Origin of the sequence: Chitinophaga hostae (assembly GCF_018224885.1) — a bacterium.
Taxonomy (GTDB): domain Bacteria; phylum Bacteroidota; class Bacteroidia; order Chitinophagales; family Chitinophagaceae; genus Chitinophaga; species Chitinophaga hostae.
This window is the reverse complement of record NZ_JAGTXB010000015.1, coordinates 157,954-179,795: the sequence shown is the minus strand read 5'-3', so window position 1 is coordinate 179,795 and position 21,842 is coordinate 157,954. Positions and strand designations below refer to the sequence as shown.

Below are 21,842 nucleotides of genomic sequence, written 5' to 3'. Positions count from 1 at the left end.
GATTAGAAAAGATTAGGGGAGATAGCAGCAAAAATGTGTTCGCTTATATCTCCCCTAATCTTTTTAAATCCTGTAAAAACAAAATCTTAAAATCATCAAAATCAGTTTAATCCTGGGCAAGACAACATCCGCGGCTATTCTTCCGGCTCTTCACCATCCCCACCCAGGCTGAAATTCATCATGGTGCCGAGCAGGTCGCTAAAGCGGGTTTCGTTCTCCACCACTTTTTTGCTGATGAGGGAGTAGGAGGAAAGGCCATGGAGCACGAATTCCATCAGGAGCAGCGCTTCTTTGTTGCTGGCCTTCGGGAAACTGGCTTTGATGAGTTCCCTGAGCCCTTCTACTTTCCCAAGGGTGGTTTCATATTGTTTATCGCTTACATCCTGCAGGAGCTGTACGGCATTTCCTTTATCGAACCACTGGATCACGCTGCGGTAGGGATTTTCCACTTGCGCGCCCTGTTTCTTTTTCTTGAAGGAATCGGGGTTTGGGAAATAGAGCGCGAAGAGGCTGCGGACGGCTTTATCGAGCAGGTTATGCGCCACCTGCAGGGGGCCTTCCTGTTCGCCTTCGTATACCAGCTCTATTTTACCGGTGATAGCAGGGATGATGGCCTGCAGATCGCCGATGCGCACCTGGGTTTCCTTTTCTTTGTTGATGATGGCGCGGCGTTCACCGGCGCTCACGGCGTTTTCGTAGGCTGCGATCGTGAGACGGGCGGATACCCCGCTTTTCTTATCTACGTATTCGCTGGTGCGAGCCTCGAAAGAAACCTGCTCGATCAGGCGTTTCACCATGTCGGCGATCTGGACTTTAGCCTGCTGATCGGTATGGATATCGGCTTCCTGTTCGGTGATGAGCAGGGCGTTTTCTATTGTTTTAGGGTAGTGGGTGATGATCTGGCTTTCGATCCTGTCTTTCAGCGGCGTAACTATAGAACCGCGGTTCGTATAGTCTTCAGGGTTAGCCGTGAAAATAAACAGGATATCCAGTGGCATTCTCACTTTAAAGCCCCTGATTTGTATATCGCCTTCCTGGAGGATATTAAACAGCGACACCTGTATACGTGCCTGCAGGTCGGGTAGTTCGTTGATGACAAAGATGCCGCGGTTGGATCGGGGAATGATACCGAAGTGGATGACTCTTTCGTCGGCGTAGCTGAGTTTCAGGTTAGCGGCCTTGATAGGGTCGATATCGCCTACCAGGTCGGCTACGGAAACATCCGGTGTGGCGAGTTTTTCGCCATACCTTGCGCTGGCCGGCAGCCATGCGATGGGTGTTTGATCTCCTTTTTCGGCGACCAGGTCTATTGCATAGCGCGACAGCGGATTAAACGGATCGTCGTTTACTTCGGAGCCTTCCACGATGGGAATATAGTCGTCCAGTAACTCGGTCATTTGCCGGGCCATGCGGGTTTTCGCTTGTCCGCGCAAGCCCAGGAACAGGATGTTGTGCCTGGAGAGCAAGGCTCTTTCTGTATCGGGTATTACCGTGTCTTCATACCCGATGATACCCGGGAAGGTGCTTTCTTTATTTTGTAGTTTTTTTATCAGGTTACGTCTGATCTCTTCTTTTACTGATACTGGTTTATAGCCACTTTTTTTGAGCTCGCCTAATGTTTTTATGCTTGTGTTCATTTGAAAGAATTACGAATTACGAATGATGAATTACGAATTGCGGATGATGAATCAGAAGGTTGTAATTCATCATCCGCAATTCGTAATTCTTTTTCAGTAGAATTTTCTTTTACCGCTTTCGAAGTCGCGGAAGAGAAACTGTCCCAGTTTATCGGTGCCGGAAAAGAAGGCTTTTCCGTTGTTGGTTTCGGTAAACTCCTGGACAAATTGCTGCAGCCATGGATCGGTGGCGACCATGAAGGTGGTGATCGGTATTTTTAATTTTTTGCATTGTGCGGCCAGGTTGAGAGTACGGTTCAGTATTTTCCTGTCGAGCCCAAAGCTGTTTTTATAATATTGTGATCCTATTTTCAGGCAGGTGGGTTTACCATCTGTGATCATAAAGATCTGTTTGTTGGGATTGCGCCGGCGGCGCAGCAGGTCCATGGCCAGTTCCAGCCCGGCAACGGTGTTGGTATGGAAGGGGCCTACCTGCAGATAGGGCAGATCCTTGATTTCTATCTGCCAGGCATCGTTTCCGAATACAATGATATCAAGGGTATCTTTGGGATACCGGGTGGTAATCAGTTCTGCGAGGGCCATAGCGACCTTTTTCGCCGGTGTGATCCTGTCTTCCCCATACAGGATCATGGAATGGGAGATATCGATCATCAGGGCGGTAGATGTTTGTGTTTTGAAGTCGGTTTCCTTTACTTCCAGGTCATCCTGTTGTATAGAGAAACTATCTATGCCGTGATTGATCTGTGCGTTGCGGATGGATGCGGTGATATCCAGCTGGTCCACGCCGTCGCCGAATTCGAAGGGGCGGGTTTCGGCGTTGAGTTCATCGCCCATACCGGATTTGCGGATGTTGTGGTTACCGGTGGCAGATTTTTTCAGTTTGCCGAATATTTCTTCCAGGGCATTTTTGCGAATGGTTTGTTCTGCCTTGGAGGTAATTTCTATTTCGCCGCTTTCCTCGTTTTCGCGGATATATCCTTTGTCTTTCAGCTCCTGAATAAAGTCGCCGATCCCATAATCCTCGTTCGTGAGATTATATTCCTTATCCAGCTCAGTGAGCCACTGCAGGGCTTCTGAGATATCTCCGCTGGTGTAGGTGAGGAGTTGGGTAAAAAGGTCCAGTAGTTTCTGGAAAGGTGGTTTCTTGTTTTCGTCCGGGTTGAACCTGGTAAATTGTATTCCTCTCATAGCACGTCTTCTGGATTAAATTTACCACTTTTCGGTTAGAAAGTGTACAAGGTGCGGAGAATGGGAGGGGAGCGCCTTCGGCGCTTGTCTTTGGGCAGGATTAGATTGATTTTGATGATTGTACTGATTTTATTTCTTTTTTAGAAAGATGCTTACCTCCTTTTTTTATGGACTCATCAAATAAATAAAGCCCCTGATCAGAAGGGGATAAAATCAGTACAATCATCAAAATCAATCTAATCCTGCCCAAAGACAAGCGCCGAAGGCGCTCCCTCCCCCGCATTTTTTTCGCGAAAACTTGCATTTTATCCTGAAAGCAATTACTTTCAATCATCAAAAAAATAACTATATGAAAAAACTGAGAAATGCATTGATGCTGGCGGGCGGATTAGCAGTTGCATTATTTGCAAATTCTGCGGGTGCACAAGCCAGGGCAGATGCATTAGGCTGGAAGCTGGGAGCGCAGGCATGGACATTTAATCATTTTACATTGGCGGAGGCGTTGGACAAGATGGACAGCTGCGGTATCCAGTATGTGGAAGCCTTTCCTGGCCAGGTGATTGGCGGTGGCATCGAAGGTAAATTTGACTACCATATGTCGCCCGATCAACAAGAAAAAGTAAAATCCCTGTTTAAGAAAAAGCATAAAGTGCTGGTAGCATTTGGTGTGGTAGTACCGCCATCTGCTGCAGAATGGCGTATGTTATTCGATTTTGCGAACAGGATGGGTATCCAGAGCATAACTTCTGAGCCTAAAGAAGAAGATCTGGATCTGATTTCTTCCCTTTGCGATCAATACAACATCAAGCTGGCGATCCACGACCATCCGAAACCAAGTCATTACTGGAACCCGGATATCGTATTGGCTGCTATCAAAGGCAAAAGCAAGTTGATGGGCGCCTGCGCTGATATTGGCCACTGGGTACGTTCCGGCCTGGATCCTGTAGAATGTATCAAAAAACTGGATGGCCATATTGTAAGCCTGCATTTTAAAGACATGAGCGACAAAACGCCGGATGCACATGACGTAATTTGGGGCAATGGTTTTAGCCAGATGCCAAAGGTGCTGGAAACACTGAAAAATCAGAAATTCAAAGGATTATTTTCTGCTGAGTACGAATACAACTGGGACAATAATGTACCGGAAGTAAAAGCCAGCGCTGCTTTCTGGAGAACAATGGTAAGCAACCTGTAATCATTTTTCATCTTTATTAAGATGACAGATCCGAAGATAACGGTGTGACCGGGATCTTCGGATTTTTTTTGCAGTGAGCCACCGGATGTCCGATACCGGACATGACCTGTTCTCTACTGGACACCAGCGTATAGGCGCGAGAATATATGTCACTGATAATTAATGTAATATATTTCCGTCCTGGTTTTTGTTACTATGGAGCGCAATACTGCTTGTTATGCTCAATAATTACTTCAAACTATCGTACAGAACCCTTTGGAGAAAGAAATCTTTCTCGCTGCTCAATATCCTCGGACTGGCAGTAGGCATTGGTGCTACCTTGCTGATCTTCCTGGTGATCCGCAATGAAATGAGCTATGATACCTACCAGCATAACCGCAACAGGATCTTCCGCGTGGTGACAACTATCCACAGCCGCAGTAATGGAGAGGTGCTATGGACGCATGGCATGGTGCCTGCGCCGTTGGCGCCCGCCTTGCGACAGGATTTCCCTGCATTGGAAAAGGTAGCTGTTGTTGAATATATTGGTGGCGCGCAGATATATGTTCCCGGGAAGGGCATAGCTGACGAGAAGAAATTTAAGGAATCTACCGGTCTCTTTTTTGCGGAACCTGCTGTTTTCGACCTGTTCGATTTCACCTGGCTGGATGGCAACGCGGCAGCATTAAAGGAGCCGAATACAGCGGTATTGACACAAAGCCTGGCCGAGGCATATTTTGGCAATTATAAAGATGCTATCGGGAAAACCATACAACTATGGTCTTTCCGTGTGCCATTACGTGTGGTGGGTGTTTATAAGGATCTGCCGGCCAATACGGACCTGCCGGTGCGGATGGCCGCCTCCTATGTCACCTGGCTTCGCCGGGAAAGTAATGCGGGCCTTATTAATGAGTGGCGCTCACTTTCCGGCGGAACACAGTGTTTTGTGCTCACATCACCGCAGCAAAACATAGCGCAGTTGCAGGGGCGGTTGCCTGCCTTTGTAAAAAATCATTTCAGGGAAGACGCCGATCATACTACAGGGGTAAGAGCGCTGGCGTTTCAGCCCCTGAAAGATATGCACCTTGATAAACGTTTCCCCACGCTGAAGGATGACTCGCTGTCGCCCGCAGAGTTGTGGGCATTGACTATCATCGGGATCTTCCTGTTGCTGGTGGCCTGTATCAATTTTATTAATCTGGCTACTGCGCAATCCGTTAACCGCGCCAGGGAGATCGGGATCAGGAAAGTGCTGGGAAGTAACCGTCTCCAGTTACTAAAACAATTCCTGAATGAAACAGCGTTGATCACTGCATTGGCACTGGTATTGGGCTGTATGATGGCCTGGGTGGCCCTTCCTTACCTGAGTGATCTTATACAGAAACCTTTGGCGTTAGCTCCTTTACAGTATCCTTCTATTTTACTTTTTTTATTACTTACCGGTATCGCTGTAACGTTTCTTGCTGGTTTTTACCCCGCCATTGTGCTCTCGGGTTTCAATCCCCTTGCGGCTATTAAAAGCAGGATCAACGCCCGATCGGCGAAGGGTATTTCATTAAGGAGGGGATTGGTGGTATTCCAGTTTGTGGTGGCCCAATTACTTGTGATTGGCACGCTGGTGGTTGTGAAACAGATGCAGTTTTTCCGTAACCAGCCGATGGGGTTTGAGAAAAAAGCGGTGGTATTGCTTGACCTGCCCAGCGACAGCACTTTAAAGCTTAAATATCCTTATCTGAAATCACGGCTGCTACAGCTGCCGGGCGTAGTAGCCGGCAGCTTATGTTCTGTGGAACCATCTTCGCGGTCGGGACGGTTCACGGATTATTACTATAACAATGAGCGACAGCCCTATAGTGTGAAGCGGGTAGCTGCAGACACCGGCTATTTCAATACTTTCCGTTTAGGCCTGGTAGCCGGGCGGTATCCATTTCCCAGTGATACAATGCGGGAAGTGCTGGTAAATGAAACGATTATTAAAAAGCTGGGCCTGCATTCACCAGCAGATATAGTAGGGAAGATGATTGCGGTTGACGAAGGCGGGTTAAAAAGTTACCCGGTAACAGGGGTTTTGCGTGATTATAATAATAATTCACTCCGGGATGAAATTGCGCCCAGCCTGATTTCAACTGGCTATGATGACTATGGTACGCTGGCGCTCCGGTTGAATCCTGAAAGCATAGGCAGCACCTTAAAACAAATTGAGAAAGTATTCACCGAAGTGTATCCTACCTATATTTATGACTGTACTTTTTTTGATGCACAGATTGGAAATTTTTACAAGGCCGAGGCCATGACAGCTGCGCTATTTAAGGTATTTGCATTCCTGGCGATGTTTATATCCTGCCTGGGATTATACGGACTGGTATCTTTTATGGCTGTACAGAAAACAAAGGAAGTGGGAATACGTAAGGTGCTGGGGGCTTCTGTGCAGAGCATTGTATTTCTTTTTTCGAAGGAGTTTACCATATTAATAAGTATCGCGTTTGTGGTGGCCGCTCCGGTAGGGTATTATTTTATGAAGAAGTGGTTGTTTAGTTTTCATTACCATACGGACATGGGTTGGGGCATATTTATACTGGCTATTGGCCTATCCGTTTTAATAGCCTGGATAGCCGTAGGATACAAGGCAGTGAGGGCTGCGCTGGTGAACCCGGTGAAAAGTTTGAGCTGTGATTGATGTGATGCGTATGATGATCCTGATAAGCGGATATAAAAACAAAGAACCCGCCTGATAGCAATCAGGCGGGTTCTTTGTTTTTATCATTAAATATCAATGTCCGTTTATCAGGAGCATCGTATTCAATCACACGAATCACGGTTATCTTGCGGAGTCCTTTGCCGCAGCTGGTACGGCATTGGAATCTTCTGTATTTACCTGTATGATCCCTTCTTTATTTCTTTTGGTGCCGTTAACGCCAAAGTCAGATTTCATCTGGTGTAACCAGGTAATGAACTGTTGTGCATTCTGGCCATCGCGTTGTAAGTCGTTGGTCATTTTGCTTGGTGGCAGTTGGCTGTAGTAGCGCAGCTGTTGTTCACAGTCCTTAACCACCTTGTCTGCCAGTTCATCTGCTCTTTTAGCATCGCCTGCCATATAGTAAGCGTAAATAGTCTGGATCGACGTGTAGTTGTGCATGTTACCCGGTGTGGTCATGGCGTACGGGAAGTTGGTTTCCATGATATTTTTGTCCATATAACGGAGCACATTCAGGGCGCTGTCTTTCGACAAACCTTCCTGTGTCATGGCAACGGACAATTTGGTAAATGCCTGACGGAGATACATGATCATTTTCCTGTTGGGTTCATCGAAGTAGGTACCGCGTGTTTGCGCGCCACCGAATTCAAATTTGTGCATCAGGTTATCATACATCACGCCTACGTTGGCGTTGATATCCATGCCCAGCGGATCGGTAGATGTTTGCTTAGGTAATGGTACCAGGTGGTAGGTGAGACCATCTGTCTGCATATATTCATTCAGGCCAAGATCTGTAGGGCTGGTAAAGTAGATAGGTCTTTTCCAGTTGTTGGCTGCAATGATATCATATACGGCGAGGTCATTTTTCAGCAGGTAATTTTTGGTGATTTTGAAAGGCATGGAAGGAAGGATCTTCGCACTGTCTTTCATTGCTACCACGCCATTGGCGAGGATAGTTTGTTTGTCGACCGGAATAAACAGCTGACGGGTAGGCAGGAAGTTTTCTGCGCCGCCATCCTGGGTAGTTACTTTACTGTTGGCATCATCACTTCCCATGAAGTTCATGATTTCTTTCAGGTTAAAGTATTTATCGGCAGGAATATTTCCCGGATCGAAGAAGCGGATGTAGTTGCGGGTTTCGCCCTGGTATTTGTCGGCGGTCCAGGTCATCGGGATGGCAGGGCTTTGGTTAACTGCTTTGCGCATCTGATCGATGTACCAGTCGACCCCGAGGAGGCTCAGGTTGATTACCCTGATATCCGGACGGATGCCTTCTACTTCCTGTGCATACCAGAGCGGATAGGTATCGTTATCCCCAACGGTGAACAGGATGGCATTTTTCTGGCAGGATTCGAGGTAATCTTTTGCCACGTCTCTTGCTACGTATTTGGTAGAGCGATCATGGTCGTCCCATTCCTGGAAGGCCATCAGTACCGGTACTGCCAGCAAACATATGCCGGTGGCGAGTACAGGGGAGATGGGGCCGGAGAGTTTCTTTTTCAGGAAGCTGTAAACAGACAGCACGCCCAGACCTATCCAGATCGCGTAGGCATAGAAGGAGCCTACATAGGCGTAGTCACGTTCACGTGGCTGATTACCGGCCTGGTTGAGGTAGAGAATGATGGCAAATCCTGTAAAGAAGAAGAGCAGCGATACGATGAGGGTATCTTTGCGGTGGTTATTGTATTGATAGAAGAATCCGAGGAGACCGAGGATGAACGGCAGGAAGAACAGGGTGTTATGTGCCTTGTTTTCTTTCAGACTGTCGGGCATCGCTGCCTGGTCGCCATAGATGAGGTTATCGATAAACGGAATACCTGAAATCCAGTTACCATCGCGTACGTTGCCATAGCCCTGGGTATCATTTTGTTTACCGGCGAAGTTCCACATGAAGTAGCGGAAGTACATAAAGTTTACCTGGTATTGCAGGAAGAATTTGATGTTATCGCCAAAACCTGGTTTTTCGCCCTGCTGGAGCCCCAGCCAGGATTTGTAGAAATCGGCGTGTCCCTGGTCGTTGCTGGCATCCCAAACGCGTGGGAAGAGCATCATATCTTCAGGAGCGTATACCGGGTCCATTTTCTTGCCGGAAACGATGTAGTTTTTAGGACCACGCGCGTAGATGTTGCCGCCTTCCTTGTATTCGGTAGGGCGGGCGGTGAACACCTGGCCATATATCAATGGGAAATCGCCGTATTGTTCACGACCGAGGTAACCCACCAGGGAAATCGGGTTATCTACGTTGTACATATCTACTGAAGGATTGGCAGTAGAGCGTACCATGGTAGTAATATAAGTGGAGTAGCCCATCAGCATGAACAGCACGAAGGAGATCGTGAGGCGGCTGAAATGGGCGGTTTTGGCAAAATCTGTTTTTATGCCTACCACTTTCATGATGTATGGAATGGCAACGAAGAAAGCTGCCAGTATGAATTTGAAGAAGATAACACCGCCGCTGGTATCGTTAAATGCGGGTACCAGGATTACGGTGGCGATCACGATAAACGGTGCATAGATGCCAAATTTGGGCTTTCTGTAACCGATGATCAGGATCGCTATGATGAGTACGAAATAGAAGATAAATCCGGAGAAATATCCCATTCCGAGGCTGTTTACGAAGAATACGTCCATATAACCGGATGCCTTTACGGTATCCTGGATCAGGTATTTCTGTACCAGGCCGGTAACGCCGCAACCTATAATAAAGGCCCAGAAAGTGCCCCAGCTGGTCACTTTGAAGCGTCTGAAGTAGTACACCATTACCATAGCCGGTATGGTGAGGAGGTTGAGGAGATGGACACCGATAGAGAGACCGAGCAGGTAGCCGATCAGTACGATCCAGCGGTCTGCATAGGGTTCATCGGCTTCATGTTCCCATTTCAGGATGGCCCAGAAAACGATGGCCGTAAAGAAAGAGGACATACCATATACTTCACCTTCCACGGCGGAGAACCAGAATGAATCGGAAAAGGTATATGCCAGCGCTCCTACGGCACCAGCACCCATGATGGCGATCATTTTCTCCCGGGAGATCTCTTCACCGGCTTTCACCATGAGGCGGCGTGCGAAGTGGGTAATGGTCCAGAACAGGAACAGGATGGTGAAACCACTGGCCAGGGCTGTCATGGTATTTACGCCCAGTGCAGCCTGAGATGGTTTCAGGAACATACTAAACAATCTTCCAAGCAACACGAACAATGGTGCTCCGGGCGGGTGTGGAACCTGTACTTTGTAAGCACTTGAAATAAACTCGCCGCAGTCCCACAAGCTGCCTGTAGCTTCCATCGTTTTAATGTAAACAAAGCAGGCAATGATGCAGATGACCCAGCCGACCATGTTGTTGGTCCTTTTAAAATTCATAAGGTTGTTTTAAGGTCCGACAAAAATATAAAAAACAGCAAATTATGCTAATCTGACGAACAGTTTTAACTTTTTGGAAATATCTTTTTAGCTGTTAGTCTTTAGCTATTAGCTTTTAGGTGCCCGTTTTGTGTTAGCGGGGATATTAAAAAAGCGTTAGCATTCAATGGTTATGGTGAAAAACTATAGGCTGACGGCCTTATTTACTGTCCAGGCGGCGGGTTTGGCATTAAAAAGCACTTTGGTGGCGGCCCAGGTTTCCCGGAAGAGGTTGGACTGCCGGTACTTTTCAAGTGCGGCTTCAGATTCCCATTGGCTGAAGGTAAACCAGGTGTTACCGGAAGCGGGGTGTTCCCATAGTTCCAGGTGCAGGCATCCGGGAAAATGGCGGATCAGCAGTTGTTGTTGTGAGAAGAGCTCCCGGAAGGCAGTTACTTTTTCCGGGTGAAATTCCATTTTAACGATACGGTTAATCATTGAAAAATTATTCTTACAGTTTGGTAGTATGACAGTTGCTGGTATCCGGCGGGTTGGGTGAGCTGGTCTCTTCTGAAGCCCTGGAGGCCAAAGAGTCCGGCTGCATTACCTTTGTTGATGGCTATTTCCAGGTATCCGGCAGCGTTGAAGAGGGCCAGTTTGGTGCCTTCGGGTACGTCGGCGTAGGTTTCGCTGATCTGGCTGATAACTTCATCGCGGCGGAAGAAGATACGGAAACGGCGGTTTTTGCATTGCATATCGAATTGTTGCCGGGTGATATTGACCACCACGTTCTCGAAGGTATCGATATGAATGATTTGTCCTTCTATGAAATCGTCGCCTACAAGTGGCTGCAGGTTATTTTTGACAGTGATCTGCTGGGTTAATGGTCCCAGTTCACCGAGGGCCTTACCCCGGCTAAGTTCCCTGGCGGCCGAAGCCATCAGCTGGATGATGGTAAAAGTATTTTTGGGTGCGTCGGGAGGCAAAGGCAGTTTAATCACCTTTTCCGGCATACCGCCGGCAATCATGGTGAGCAGGCCATTGTCCGCGCAGCCGATATATTGTCCGTTATGTTCGGCTATCAGTACGTTATCCGGTCGCTTGTCAAATAAATTGATCAGTACAAAATGGAAAGTACCGAGGGGGAAGTAGGCGAAGGCGCTTTTGCAGATGTAGGTAGCCTGTGGTAAGTTAAAGGGGCTGATATGGTGGGTGATGTCCGTAACATGACATTCCGGGCAGTATTGCCAGAGTTGCCCTTTGATGGCACCTACCAGGTAATCCTGCATTCCTATGTCTGATGTTAATGTTATGATGGACATGCCAGAAAATCTAAATCCAAATCCCTATGTTCAAAATCCACAGTGCAAATCCCGTCCTCACTATTCAACCTGTTTTCTCACATTCAGAATGACAAATTAAGTGTGCGCTTTCCTTCCAAAAAAGATGCCATGGGGGTTATGTGAGCTAACTTACTGCAAATAAAGACAAAAAACCCGAGGCGATCGTATTTTGGGCGGAATTTTTTCACACTAACGTTAACGGCTAAAGCGAAATAATTGTTTACTACTGCAGGGGCGACCCCGGCTCTTTTTTAAAGTGGTTATATACCATGCCATCGAGGAAACCCGGAAACAGCTTGCTTAGCAACACGGTGAGTTTGCCCTGGCCGGTGAGTACGAGGGTACGTTTACGTTTGCCGATAGCCTTTGCAATTTCAGCTGCTACCGCCTCTGCGCTCATGAGCTTTCCTTCGTCCAGTGGTGTTTCGCTTTGTGCCTGTCCCTGGGGGTTAAGCGCCGTATTGCGTATATTCGATGCCGTAAAGCCGGGGCATACCCACATCACGTTAACGCCTGTATGTAAATTTTCGGTGCGCAATGCTTCGAGGAAGCCCTGCATGGCAAACTTGGAAGCTGAGTAACCGGTACGCGCCGGTAGGCCCCGGTAGCCGGCAATAGAAGATACGCCTACAATTGTTCCTTTATTGGCCAGGATAGAAGGATAGGCAAACTTAGTGCAATACACCGTTCCCCAGAAATTGATATCCATCAGCGATTTCAGCACGCTTACATCCAGGTCACGGAACAGGGCACGCATGGAGATACCGGCATTATTAATGAGTATATCTATCTTCCCGAATTTAGCAATAGTAGCGTCGATAAATGCTTTACAGTCGGCCTCCACACTCACATCCGCCACAAAGGTAAACAGGCTGCTGTTATTGATTTCCTGTTGCAGGGCATCGAGGGCGTTTTGTTTTCTGCCACATACCGCAATGGTAGCTCCATGCGTCAGTAATTCCGACACCAGGGCTTTCCCAATTCCTGACGATCCGCCTGTGATGACAACAGTCTTGTTTTGAAAGTATGTTTTCATGGGTATAATTTAGCCCCACAAAAATAGGTGAGAAGATGATAGTAACAGCATTTTATTACAGGGCATTTACAGAAATGTAATTATTTTTTTGGAGGATGGTTGGCTGAAATGCTTGATGGGATGGTGTTTGATAATTTTTTCAATAAAAATTTGGCAGAAAAAGAAATATTCCTATTTTTGCAACCGCTTAACAGCAAAGGATTCCCTAGCTCAGTTGGTAGAGCAATACACTTTTAATGTATGGGTCTTGGGTTCGAGTCCCAAGGGGATCACTGGAAAGTTTCAAAGCCTGCGCTGGTCGCGGGCTTTGTTGTTTTGGTCTATTTGTTAGTCTATCAAAGTGCGGATTCGCGTTTCGGTTTACTTAGTTTTATGCGGGTTGACTTGTCGATGTGTAATTTACATTTTTGGAGATGAATTCTAAGCGAAAAAAACTGTTATTCCGTAAGATATTTACAGAATAGCAATTTTTGAAGTCTATTATAATAGCACATTAGCTGCTATCCTTTTATAAAGGCACTGCAATAGTGATAACTCAATAGTGCTCCTGGCTTATTTTATTCCTGGCTTGTATTTCAAGGCGTAGGTTTGCATTATTGTCGCATTTACAAAGTTCGACACCTCACCAGGATAAACGAATAAGTCTTCAACTGTATATTCATAAAAAGTAGCATTGTTTTCCGCTGGATTATAAACAACAAAAGGGATTATGAATGAGTGTCCTCCTTTGGTATTTTTTCCGAAAATCGCCTGCCAGTTAATTCCTTTATAAATATCAGGATTAGTAAGTTGAGGTATCAATTCTTTAGGAAAAAACTTTGAGACATCAATTCTAGTTATTGTATAGGACTCTGATAAATTAATGCGGAGAGAAAAAACAGCCGACGTTTTCTTTTCCGCTAATGCCATAGGCCATCTTGCGTTTCTGTCTAATATTCGGACCAGATCTTCCCTTACTTTTTTTCCATCATTGCTTTGTGCATACAACCCGGTACGAAGAAAAAATAGAGTAAATAAAATCGCTGAAAAAATTATACGCATAGTAGTGTTGTTTATTATATTAAAGTTAATTAGCCTAACTGCCATTATTATGGGCAGCGTGTGCCTTTAGTATGGTTTTTATCAAATTGATCTGCTCTTAAGAGAATGTTATTGGCTTCAACAGCGTGCGTCTGTTTATAATTAAGCCAGGCGTTAGTTCCTTGTAATCCGCCCCAAGCCAGTGCTTCCGCATCAGCGTATGTTAAATTAGGAAGAATAGATTGCAAAGCATCTGCCATATTACCAACATAGGAAGTCGCCATAATCTGGTGTTGGAATGCCTCTCCCCATTCCAAAGGATCGCCAGACGCAACCTTTTTCGCTAGAAAAATTCCATGTATCATTTCATGAAGTGCGGAAGCGACTATTAATTCTCTTGAAGATTGTGCCAGCTGATCAGTATTGAAAACAATATTAATGTAGTAATTATTTTCCGGATGCGCTTTTGCTGCAAAGGCATTTCCATATTGCCCTTGCGTAAAGACAACAGTAAAATCGCCAGTCCCTCCAAAAAGTTGATTGAAAATTGAGGTTATAATATTATTCATGTTGTTTGTAAATATTGCATTCACAGACCACTGAAAGCACGGGTAAACCAGAATAGGATCTATAAGTATAGTGTCAAGTTTATAAATACCTCCTCCTCCACTACCTAAAGTACCGCCGCCACTACCACCAGAACCACCACCATTATTGTTAGGTAAAGTTGGGGGAGGAAGTGGATCAATAATGTCCCCTGTGCAAAATACGTCCCAACTGGACCATCCTGAATACCAATTAGTATTAGGGCATGCGGAAATGCTCGGTATTCCACAAGTTAAGGTCTTTGTAGGAGTTCCTTGCCCCCTTGTATAAACTACAGTTTGAACCCCATCGCAGTATCCTACCCATGTGCAAATGCTATAGTATAGACAAGACTCGGTGTGCGCTCCAGTGGGATTTTTATATCTTACACCATTATTAAATTCATTATATACCCCACCAGACACACCTGGTTTGCTAAATAGTAATCGCCCTGTAAATGGCAGGGGCTTATCAATTTCATTACCTTGATCTACGGAACTTGCGTAATAAAATTGAAATTTCTCATTTTTTTTGTAAGCAACAAGATATCTTTTCTCATTAACCTGAATGTTTTTGCTTACTCTCCTCATTCCTCCAACAACTTCGGGGCTAAAGGGGATATAATAAGCTTTTTTGTCATTCTCTTGGCCGATCAAAATATGGTCCCATTGAAGACGCCATATAATGAATAGAGAGTCATTTAATGGTGTACTCATCAACTTGTATGAGTCATCTTTGTAATAAGATGTTTTGATTGATTCAATGTCTACCTGATCAATAGCGTTCTCTTTATCAATGGGCTTCTTTTTACAGGCAAACAAAAAAAGCAGGGTGAAGCACAAGAAAATAGGAATTACCCTCTTTTTTAAAATACAGTACATAGGGGGATTAAGTTATAAATGAAAAAATATCTAGGGTCTAAACAATTCACACAGATTTGGCTAATTATCCTTTGGATTAATAATTTCTTTGGCTAAAATAGTATTTTTGTTTTGAGTTTAGATCGAAAGCTATCAAATTTAGCATTATTAATTTTTATTGTATATTTAAGAAAGGATTTGTGTTATGAAAAAGATTTTGCGGCGTTTGGCATCCTTTGCCACTTTTGACCTCCCCCTTAATACAGGCTATAATCAGCTACAACTGAATACAATTCATAAAGAACAAATAGCAGCTATTCCCCAATGGAATATTGAAGGCACGACGAAGGCTAATTGCCCATTATTGGTATAGGGATGTGCTTTACCACTTCCTGTCATTGTTCGGCATTGCACTACTTATTATTTTACCATTTAACCCTTACTTTAGTTTACTTTACTTATCTGTACTGTGCATGATGGGGGCCATAAGTTTTGGGATAGTTTACTTTTGTATCTATTTACCTTTCTTTTCATCAGCCTTTCTTCCGCAGTTGGAATCATTGATTGCCAACCACAAAAAGGCGCAGATTGACGTACCACAAACCAAGAGCGCTAAGACCCAATCTAAAATTCCGGCGCTTACCGTCACTCTTTATGCTTTATTCAAGACAGCAGGTGTCGAGAGGATTGCTAGTGATGCCTTTTCTGCTCAGATGATAAACAGATTAACTGGTGTGGATACTGACAGCATTAAAGAAAATCTTCGTAGGATTATTCACCCCAAAACTCTTACCCCAAAGGAACGGGCTGAAATAGTGAAAGGTATAGCCGTTTCAAAGGTTTATTTTGAGAAATTGGGCCATTCTCCAGCTATTAAGCTGCTGGGTGGGTTGGAAATGAAATTGAAAGGGGCATAACGCCTTTTTTTGCATTAATACCTAGCCTTAAGTATACTTAGTTTTTTTCAACTTGCCCACAGGTCTATGTTTGTCGCCTAAAACAGTAAGTGTATGAAAGAAAATGTGCAAATTGAAAAAGCTGTAACCCCCATGTTGCTTCCCTTTGACCCCGACGATTTTTGGCAACGGGTAAGACTTATTATTCGGGAAGAAGTTACAAATGCTGAGAAGAGCAGGCCCGCTCTACCAATTTATGAAACTCCCGGCTTGACCTACAAGCCCCTTTTTAAGCTGGCAGAGGTATGCAAGCTGTTCCAGGTTACCAAGCCCACTATTTATGAATGGATCAGACGTGGTCGGCTAAAGCGCTACAAAATCGAATCCCGTGTATTCTTTCTCTGGAATGACATTCAGCAATTATTACAACCCGAACAAGACAGCAAAGATTAAACGTTCAGCTTTGCTGTCCGTTTGCGATGATTGAACAGACAGCTTCGCTATCTGTTCCGCGGAGATAGAACCGGCGGCGTTGCCACCAGTTCGGGGAGATGATACAGGCAGCTACGCTACCTGTATGCGGAGTTAAACCGGCTGGCCTTGCCATCCGGTTGCGGAGGTCGAACGGATCTTCGCTCCGTTAGCGAGCGGTGTTTTTGCTGCGCAAAAACCGCTCGCCCCCTCGCTCCCGTTGGTCGCAAGGGGGAAGTGCGGAGATCTTAGCGGAGAATGACGGGCAGCTACGCTACCCGTCTGCGGAGAAAGTACAGGCGGCATTGCCGCCTGTACGGGAAGATCGGGCAGGGCAGCAAAGCTGCCAGCCCTCAAAGATTAAAACGTAGAAGATATGGAACAGACGCAGGAAAAGAGGAAAGGCAAAGGCGGCAGGCCGCCTAAAGCCGTTAGAAAAGAAATACGTACAGGCGTACGGTTTACCAAAGCCGAGTATTTTATCGTGAAAGAAAAGGCCACTAAAGCGGGTTTGCGTTACACTGGCTATATCCGTCAGATGGCATTGTTTGGAGGTGTGATAGCCCGCTTAAATGATGAGGAACGGGCATATATCAAACAGCTAATAGGGATGGCAAATAATATCAATCAGGTATCGAAACAAGCCCACAAAGAGAGTATGTTGAATGCGATGCTACTTTTTGAAAGTTACCGTGGGCAGATTGATAACCTATTAAACTGGTTAAGGCGTGATAAGTAAAGTAATTACCGGTAAATCCTTTTATGGCTGCTGTCGTTACGTTTGCGCAGATGAACATCGGGCAGAAATACTGGAATCAGAAGGAGTAAGAGATTACAGCTACCGGCATATGGGTAATGATTTTGAAATGAGCAGGCAACAGTTACCTGATAAGCGAAAGGCTGTTTTTCATGGTATCCTTAGCTTTTATCCTGGAGAACAGCTAACCAATGAGGTATTGATGCAGATAGGACGGGAATACCTTGAAAAGCTGGGCATAACCAACACTCAATATGTGATAACCAAGCATACAGACACACATCATTTACACCTGCATATTATTGCTAATTTGGTCAACAACCGGGGAAAGGCAATCCGTGATAACTGGATAGGGTTACGCGGGAAGAAGGCCGCCGTGCAGCTTACCCAAGAATATCAGCTTGTTCCAGCCATTGAAAAGAAAATAGCCCTTACTAACCTGCAAGCCCTCAATCATGAAGAAACGGCGCGTTATGAAATTTTCCAGGCTATAGAAAAAGCATTGCTCCGCTGTAAAACCTTTCCAGCATTGGAAAAGGAGCTGCTGAAAAAAGGTATAGATGTACAGTATAAGTACAAAGGGGATAGCGAGCAATTACAGGGTATTAGTTTTAAAAAAGGTTTGTATGCTTTTAAAGGTAGCAGTATTGACCGGAAATATTCTGTAATAGGCTTGCAAAAAACAATGCAGCAGCAGATAACACGAGAACAGCAGCAAGCCAACAAACGTGGTTTGGGCTTTTAGCAGTAAACCTATTTAAGAATGAATTAAACTATATTTTATGAATGAGTTGCTATTACAGACAATTGTAGACAAGTTAAATAAAGTTGATGAAGGTATCCAGCATATGAATAGCGCAGCGCCACAAATGCCAGACTACATAGAACAGTTAAAGAATGTAGGTACTTCTTTAGAGCAGATAAAGACAGATGTAGTAGGAATGCCGGAGCGCCTAAAGTTCCCTACAGCGGCGGTTTATGCGCTATCGCAAAATCTTGAAATAAATAACGATCTATTGAAACGTCCGCCTGTACAGGAAATAAGACATCATCATCATGTAAGGGCAGGGCTGATTCTTTCCGCTTGCCTATTCCTGTGGACTGTGTGGTTGTTCAACATGCGCTCTATATTACAGGCTTATAAGGCGGGAGATATAAAATACCGTTATATACAGCTACAGGCAGGAAAACCACTGCGCCCGTTCCTGTCTACGATAGATAGCTTGTATCATGTGCATCCGCAAGCCTTCCGGGATAGTGTTGTACAATGGGAGGAGGAAAGGCAGCGCATAGCAGCTATGTTACATGAAGCAAAAGAAAAGGAGGAAGAAGCAATCCGGCTAAGGAACAAGGCCGGAAAAATTCGGTAGGGTTGGTTTGTGCGGGGGAGGCGCAGCCGCCGCACCATCCCTCGCGCCCCTGCCGGCGGGGCAAACAATGGTAATTGTCTGATCTTCGCTGCCGCGGGCTTGCGCTTTGTTCCAGGATGATTTTTGCAGCATTAGTTCCCTGTTGGGCTTTTGTAGGAAAAATCATCCTGGAACAAAGCGCATTCTTTTTAATCCTCTTTCAGAAATTTAAAATTATGATCCAACAAGTGCTTGGGGTGGACATTTAAGCCCTTTGCGATTTCAAGAAATGTTGTAAACGTAAAATCTTTTTTTCCGTTTTCGATATTACTGATATTTCCTTTAGTAACATCGCATCTTGATGCGAGTTCATCAAGGCTTATCTTAACTTCTTTTTCTCTAATTTTACGCAAACGCTCCCCAATTTCCTGTAATCTATTTTTATCTCTTTCCTCATTCATTTTCAGAACTTTGGATAAATTCCGCATTTTTATTTCAAAAAATCGTTACAAGATCTTGTAACATTGAAAATGATTTCTTACTTTTGATAAAGTATAAATCTAGATGCTCACTATTAGGGTATTTGGATTACTGCAACGTAAAATATAATTTTGCAGATCAAATTTTCTGCATTGATTACTACGTTTCTGCGTGCTTTGGAGAGGCCAGAATGTAGTGCAGCAATGCTCATGCCATAGGCGTGAGCTTGCTTGTAAGAGCTATTCGGCCTCTCCAAAGCGCGCGGGTAGAACACTGCAAGTAAGCCACGCCTATGGTATTTTATATAATGCTAATGACGTGTGGCAGCTTTCCGTTGTTTTCCCATTAATAAACATTTTTCTATATCAAGGCTAATCGGTTGCAATGACCGATTCGGGAGTCATTTGCCAAAATCAGATTAGGCAGCTTATTCTTTTGGTATCCATATATGGATATGCCTTGTTATGCGAGTTATCAGGCAATATTTCACCACTCGATTTATAATCACTCTTAAAAATTGAATGTTATGGAGAATCTATTAATTACGTTGAACCAAATTACGCCATGTGGCACCTCATCTGGCTTTGTCGAGCTACTTGAGTACGAGCTATCTTCTGTTATTGGCAGCAATGCTGCTGATAGTTGGTCAGCAGATCAACGGGCTGATTTTATGATGTTTTATGCTTTGTTCAGCGCGAATACTGTCGCGGCTTTTAATGTTCGGGATGCACTGCTACGGGAGAATATTGAGGATTTAACTAAGGAGCTAATAACCGAGCTGGAAAGTGATTTGTATGAATTGTCAAGTTTTGCATCTGGGATTGAATTGTATGAATTGGAGGCAGCTTTGGATAATTATATCGAAATACTAGTAGACGGCGATACGGGTATAGATAGTACAATAGCGGCCATTACCGGCAATTATTTTAAGACATTTTTCTTGACGCTTCATTCTTTAGACATAGAGAATCGGATTAAAACGGTAAAAAGTCCTGTAACCCTTTAAAATATGATTTATGAGTAATAATAAACAACCAACAAACATGCTGCTCGCGCTGCATTCAGAATTTTCTAAGCTACCTGTAATCTTCAGGGAACAGGTTTGCGAAGAATGTAATTATAGTACCCCTACGTTCTATAGGAAGATGCGAGGTATTGACAGGCGTGTTGATGGTAAGTTGATACCAGCATTGAGCAATGCCGAAAAGCAGAAGATCCGCGAGATCGGGGAGGGGGTGACAAAAGCACTATCTGCATCTATTTTTGGAGATGCGGAAAAGTAAACATTTGGGGCACGATGATTTAATAACAACGGCGCTTGATTTTCTCTTGCGCCGTTTCTATTAGTGCTTCTTTGAACCCATATTTAAGCTGTTTGGGAAGGCGTTGAGTAATTATCTGGCTTCAGTTTTATTATGTCTGTTTTATCTCTGTTTTCCCATATTTCCTTTATTTTCCTGCCTGCTTCTTCCGGACTAATACGGATATATTTGTAGAAATCCTGTAGGCTTTTATGGCCGCTGATTTTCATGGTTAGCTCTACCGGTGTTCCTGCAAGAAATTCATTGGTACAAAAGGAGCGCCGGCAGGTATGGGAGGTTATCCATCCATATTTGGGTTTTATTACCTCAATATCCTGATTCCCTTTCTTATAGGAGAACTTGACAGTTTCGCAAATGCCCGCCAGTCGGCCAATTTCTTTAATATTTACATTGAAATCCGGGTTGTTTACGATAGGGATTACCTTTTGAAAGCGATTTATAAGTATCTCATTGGCAGCGTCCATTAAAGGAATTACTACCCAGTGGTCTGATTTTTCCTGCTTTTTCCGGAGCATCCCTTCCCGTATATCCTCCGGCGTGATGTTAGAAAAGTCTGAAAACCGAAGCCCAGTAAGGCATCCCAAGACAAATAAATCCCGATAGGGCAGGAGAGAGGGGGAATCCGATAGGTCAGTATTATATATCTGGTTTATCTCCTTCCACGAGAGGTATATGGCGTCTGAATCTTCATTTAGTATTTTAAAATCCGATAAGTCAATAGGAGGAATGATTTTACGGCGTACTCTATCGCGGACGAATATACGCAACTGCTTAATGGTTTTGCCTACTGTGGCTGTTTTAAGGCCCTTTACAACATTTTTTCGCCTACGTTGGATGTATTCAAATGTCAGGAAATCAACCAGCCCCTCATAGAAGTTAAAATCAAGACAGTTAAATGTAATGGTGGCCTTGCGGTGGTCCTGATACGCCTGTAGGTGGTCTTTCATGTTTTTGTAAACCCGCAACATGCCAGGCGTAACCTTGTTGGTCTTGCACCTTATGTAATCATCTATCTGGAAATAAAAGTCCAGATTTGTTTCCGGCTGCCTATCCGCAACCTCCTCCGCAATAGGGGAAAGGGTTTCAGGGTCTAGGTCTGGTTTGAAGGTGCCTTTAACGAAGGCTAGTAGGTCTATTATTTTCTTTTGCACCGCATGAGAGATAATGTCCTCAACTAAGCGTAGCATGGCTTTAAGCCTTTTGTTTAGTACTTCGGAATCGCCAAATGCTTCCGGCAGGTTTGCGGCTACTCGGGATCTTTTCCAAAAGGCGGGGGGAATGGCGATTTCGGTATTAAGTAATGCCCTTTTTTCGGAATTAAAACAATACTGGATGAAAATAAGGCTTGTTCCATCCCTGCGAATCTTGCTACTTTTGCATACTAATTTTAATGGTAACAGCATAGCTAGTCTATTTTTTAGTCTATTAAAGTGGGGCCAACTCTAATAAAATTAAGAAATAGAAAAGCGAATCGATGTTGTAAAATGCTTAAAACCAACGTGTTAGGGTTGTTTTAAGTAAACTTAGATAAGACTGGGAAATAGATCGGAAATCCCAAGGGGATCACTGGAAATTGAAAAGGCTTCAGAACGTATTCGTTTTGAAGCCTTTTTTGGGTTCGATAAGCTGATTGATGAACTTAAACTTAATTTCAACTTATTGATTTGTATGTGGCCTTGGGTTCGAGTCT

Annotated in this window: 19 protein-coding genes and 1 tRNA gene; 10 read left to right on the top strand and 10 right to left on the bottom strand. The window is 44.5% G+C overall.

Annotation, left to right across the window (positions count from 1 at the left end; all coding sequences use genetic code 11):
- Window positions 1-134: 134 nt before the first annotated feature.
- Window positions 135-1,637 (bottom strand): sigma 54-interacting transcriptional regulator, encoded by a 1,503-nt coding sequence (locus KE626_RS24955; RefSeq protein WP_211975738.1) that lies wholly within the window; start codon window positions 1,635-1,637, stop codon window positions 135-137.
- Between the two features lie 93 nt (window positions 1,638-1,730).
- Entirely contained in the window at window positions 1,731-2,825 is a 1,095-nt protein-coding gene (locus tag KE626_RS24950) for a vWA domain-containing protein (protein WP_211975737.1), read from the bottom strand.
- 349 nt (window positions 2,826-3,174) lie between these two features.
- Here KE626_RS24950 and KE626_RS24945 point away from each other — a divergent pair, with 349 nt between their 5' ends.
- A complete protein-coding gene (locus KE626_RS24945) occupies window positions 3,175-4,020 on the top strand; it encodes a sugar phosphate isomerase/epimerase family protein (RefSeq protein ID WP_211975736.1) in 846 nt (281 codons plus the stop codon).
- A 217-nt stretch (window positions 4,021-4,237) separates the two neighbouring features.
- On the top strand, window positions 4,238-6,676 hold the full coding sequence (locus KE626_RS24940) for an ABC transporter permease (protein WP_211975735.1): 2,439 nt from the start codon (window positions 4,238-4,240) through the stop codon (window positions 6,674-6,676).
- A gap of 141 nt (window positions 6,677-6,817) precedes the next feature.
- Here the strand turns inward: KE626_RS24940 and KE626_RS24935 are convergent, their stop codons facing one another.
- The 4 genes from KE626_RS24935 to KE626_RS24920 form a co-directional block, all read right to left on the bottom strand.
- Window positions 6,818-10,054, bottom strand: a complete 3,237-nt coding sequence (locus tag KE626_RS24935) for a glycosyltransferase family 117 protein (RefSeq protein ID WP_211975734.1) — start codon at window positions 10,052-10,054, stop codon at window positions 6,818-6,820.
- Between the two features lie 183 nt (window positions 10,055-10,237).
- Complete coding sequence (locus tag KE626_RS24930) at window positions 10,238-10,531, bottom strand: putative quinol monooxygenase (protein WP_211975733.1); 294 nt, start codon at window positions 10,529-10,531, stop codon at window positions 10,238-10,240.
- On the bottom strand, window positions 10,528-11,355 hold the full coding sequence (locus KE626_RS24925) for an SAM hydrolase/SAM-dependent halogenase family protein (RefSeq protein ID WP_211975732.1): 828 nt from the start codon (window positions 11,353-11,355) through the stop codon (window positions 10,528-10,530). The genes KE626_RS24930 and KE626_RS24925 overlap by 4 nt, the downstream gene beginning before the upstream one ends.
- 244 nt (window positions 11,356-11,599) lie before the next feature.
- Window positions 11,600-12,412 carry an SDR family oxidoreductase gene (locus KE626_RS24920; protein ID WP_211975731.1) on the bottom strand — a complete coding sequence of 271 codons (813 nt, stop codon included), beginning with the start codon at window positions 12,410-12,412 and terminating at the stop codon, window positions 11,600-11,602.
- Between the two features lie 199 nt (window positions 12,413-12,611).
- Here KE626_RS24920 and KE626_RS24915 point away from each other — a divergent pair.
- Window positions 12,612-12,684: transfer RNA gene (locus tag KE626_RS24915), tRNA-Lys, on the top strand.
- Window positions 12,685-12,964: 280 nt separating this feature from the next.
- On the opposite strand, the gene KE626_RS24910 is transcribed toward KE626_RS24915, so the two are convergent.
- Both KE626_RS24910 and KE626_RS24905 read right to left on the bottom strand, forming a co-directional pair.
- Window positions 12,965-13,453, bottom strand: a complete 489-nt coding sequence (locus KE626_RS24910) for a hypothetical protein (protein ID WP_211975730.1) — start codon at window positions 13,451-13,453, stop codon at window positions 12,965-12,967.
- A gap of 47 nt (window positions 13,454-13,500) precedes the next feature.
- Window positions 13,501-14,898 (bottom strand): hypothetical protein, encoded by a 1,398-nt coding sequence (locus KE626_RS24905; RefSeq protein WP_211975729.1) that lies wholly within the window; start codon window positions 14,896-14,898, stop codon window positions 13,501-13,503.
- 377 nt (window positions 14,899-15,275) lie between these two features.
- On the opposite strand from KE626_RS24905, the gene KE626_RS24900 reads away from it, so the two are divergent.
- The 5 genes from KE626_RS24900 (at window position 15,276) to KE626_RS24880 (ending at window position 18,371) form a co-directional block, all read left to right on the top strand.
- On the top strand, window positions 15,276-15,794 hold the full coding sequence (locus KE626_RS24900; RefSeq protein ID WP_211975728.1) for a hypothetical protein: 519 nt from the start codon (window positions 15,276-15,278) through the stop codon (window positions 15,792-15,794).
- Window positions 15,795-15,887: 93 nt separating this feature from the next.
- The gene (locus KE626_RS24895) at window positions 15,888-16,226 is read left to right on the top strand and encodes a helix-turn-helix domain-containing protein (protein WP_211975727.1); all 339 of its coding nucleotides are present in this window, start codon (window positions 15,888-15,890) and stop codon (window positions 16,224-16,226) included.
- A 394-nt stretch (window positions 16,227-16,620) separates the two neighbouring features.
- Window positions 16,621-16,983 carry a plasmid mobilization protein gene (locus KE626_RS24890; RefSeq protein WP_211975726.1) on the top strand — a complete coding sequence of 121 codons (363 nt, stop codon included), beginning with the start codon at window positions 16,621-16,623 and terminating at the stop codon, window positions 16,981-16,983.
- Entirely contained in the window at window positions 16,973-17,746 is a 774-nt protein-coding gene (locus tag KE626_RS24885) for a relaxase/mobilization nuclease domain-containing protein (RefSeq protein ID WP_211975725.1), read from the top strand. Before KE626_RS24890 ends, KE626_RS24885 begins: the two co-directional genes overlap by 11 nt.
- 37 nt (window positions 17,747-17,783) lie before the next feature.
- Window positions 17,784-18,371 carry a hypothetical protein gene (locus KE626_RS24880; RefSeq protein WP_211975724.1) on the top strand — a complete coding sequence of 196 codons (588 nt, stop codon included), beginning with the start codon at window positions 17,784-17,786 and terminating at the stop codon, window positions 18,369-18,371.
- A gap of 188 nt (window positions 18,372-18,559) precedes the next feature.
- Here the strand turns inward: KE626_RS24880 and KE626_RS24875 are convergent, their stop codons facing one another.
- Window positions 18,560-18,811, bottom strand: a complete 252-nt coding sequence (locus tag KE626_RS24875) for a helix-turn-helix domain-containing protein (protein WP_169192297.1) — start codon at window positions 18,809-18,811, stop codon at window positions 18,560-18,562.
- 545 nt (window positions 18,812-19,356) lie between these two features.
- Here KE626_RS24875 and KE626_RS24870 point away from each other — a divergent pair.
- Complete coding sequence (locus tag KE626_RS24870; RefSeq protein WP_211975723.1) at window positions 19,357-19,836, top strand: hypothetical protein; 480 nt, start codon at window positions 19,357-19,359, stop codon at window positions 19,834-19,836.
- A 10-nt stretch (window positions 19,837-19,846) separates the two neighbouring features.
- Entirely contained in the window at window positions 19,847-20,113 is a 267-nt protein-coding gene (locus KE626_RS24865; RefSeq protein ID WP_211975722.1) for a hypothetical protein, read from the top strand.
- A gap of 83 nt (window positions 20,114-20,196) precedes the next feature.
- Here KE626_RS24865 and KE626_RS24860 read toward each other — a convergent pair whose 3' ends face one another.
- A complete protein-coding gene (locus KE626_RS24860) occupies window positions 20,197-21,555 on the bottom strand; it encodes a site-specific integrase (protein WP_211975721.1) in 1,359 nt (452 codons plus the stop codon).
- Window positions 21,556-21,842 lie beyond the last annotated feature (287 nt).

Excerpts from the sequence above, each read along its gene's own strand:
- KE626_RS24955 (WP_211975738.1), bottom strand. The coding sequence starts at position 1,637 with ATGAACACAAGCATAAAAACATTAGGCGAGCTCAAAAAAAGTGGCTAT.
- KE626_RS24950 (WP_211975737.1), bottom strand. The coding sequence starts at position 2,825 with ATGAGAGGAATACAATTTACCAGGTTCAACCCGGACGAAAACAAGAAA.
- KE626_RS24945 (WP_211975736.1), top strand. The coding sequence starts at position 3,175 with ATGAAAAAACTGAGAAATGCATTGATGCTGGCGGGCGGATTAGCAGTT.
- KE626_RS24940 (WP_211975735.1), top strand. The coding sequence starts at position 4,238 with ATGCTCAATAATTACTTCAAACTATCGTACAGAACCCTTTGGAGAAAG.
- KE626_RS24935 (WP_211975734.1), bottom strand. The coding sequence starts at position 10,054 with ATGAATTTTAAAAGGACCAACAACATGGTCGGCTGGGTCATCTGCATC.
- KE626_RS24930 (WP_211975733.1), bottom strand. The coding sequence starts at position 10,531 with ATGATTAACCGTATCGTTAAAATGGAATTTCACCCGGAAAAAGTAACT.
- KE626_RS24925 (WP_211975732.1), bottom strand. The coding sequence starts at position 11,355 with ATGTCCATCATAACATTAACATCAGACATAGGAATGCAGGATTACCTG.
- KE626_RS24920 (WP_211975731.1), bottom strand. The coding sequence starts at position 12,412 with ATGAAAACATACTTTCAAAACAAGACTGTTGTCATCACAGGCGGATCG.
- KE626_RS24910 (WP_211975730.1), bottom strand. The coding sequence starts at position 13,453 with ATGCGTATAATTTTTTCAGCGATTTTATTTACTCTATTTTTTCTTCGT.
- KE626_RS24905 (WP_211975729.1), bottom strand. The coding sequence starts at position 14,898 with ATGTACTGTATTTTAAAAAAGAGGGTAATTCCTATTTTCTTGTGCTTC.
- KE626_RS24895 (WP_211975727.1), top strand. The coding sequence starts at position 15,888 with ATGAAAGAAAATGTGCAAATTGAAAAAGCTGTAACCCCCATGTTGCTT.
- KE626_RS24890 (WP_211975726.1), top strand. The coding sequence starts at position 16,621 with ATGGAACAGACGCAGGAAAAGAGGAAAGGCAAAGGCGGCAGGCCGCCT.
- KE626_RS24880 (WP_211975724.1), top strand. The coding sequence starts at position 17,784 with ATGAATGAGTTGCTATTACAGACAATTGTAGACAAGTTAAATAAAGTT.
- KE626_RS24875 (WP_169192297.1), bottom strand. The coding sequence starts at position 18,811 with ATGAATGAGGAAAGAGATAAAAATAGATTACAGGAAATTGGGGAGCGT.
- KE626_RS24870 (WP_211975723.1), top strand. The coding sequence starts at position 19,357 with ATGGAGAATCTATTAATTACGTTGAACCAAATTACGCCATGTGGCACC.
- KE626_RS24865 (WP_211975722.1), top strand. The coding sequence starts at position 19,847 with ATGAGTAATAATAAACAACCAACAAACATGCTGCTCGCGCTGCATTCA.
- KE626_RS24860 (WP_211975721.1), bottom strand. The coding sequence starts at position 21,555 with ATGCTGTTACCATTAAAATTAGTATGCAAAAGTAGCAAGATTCGCAGG.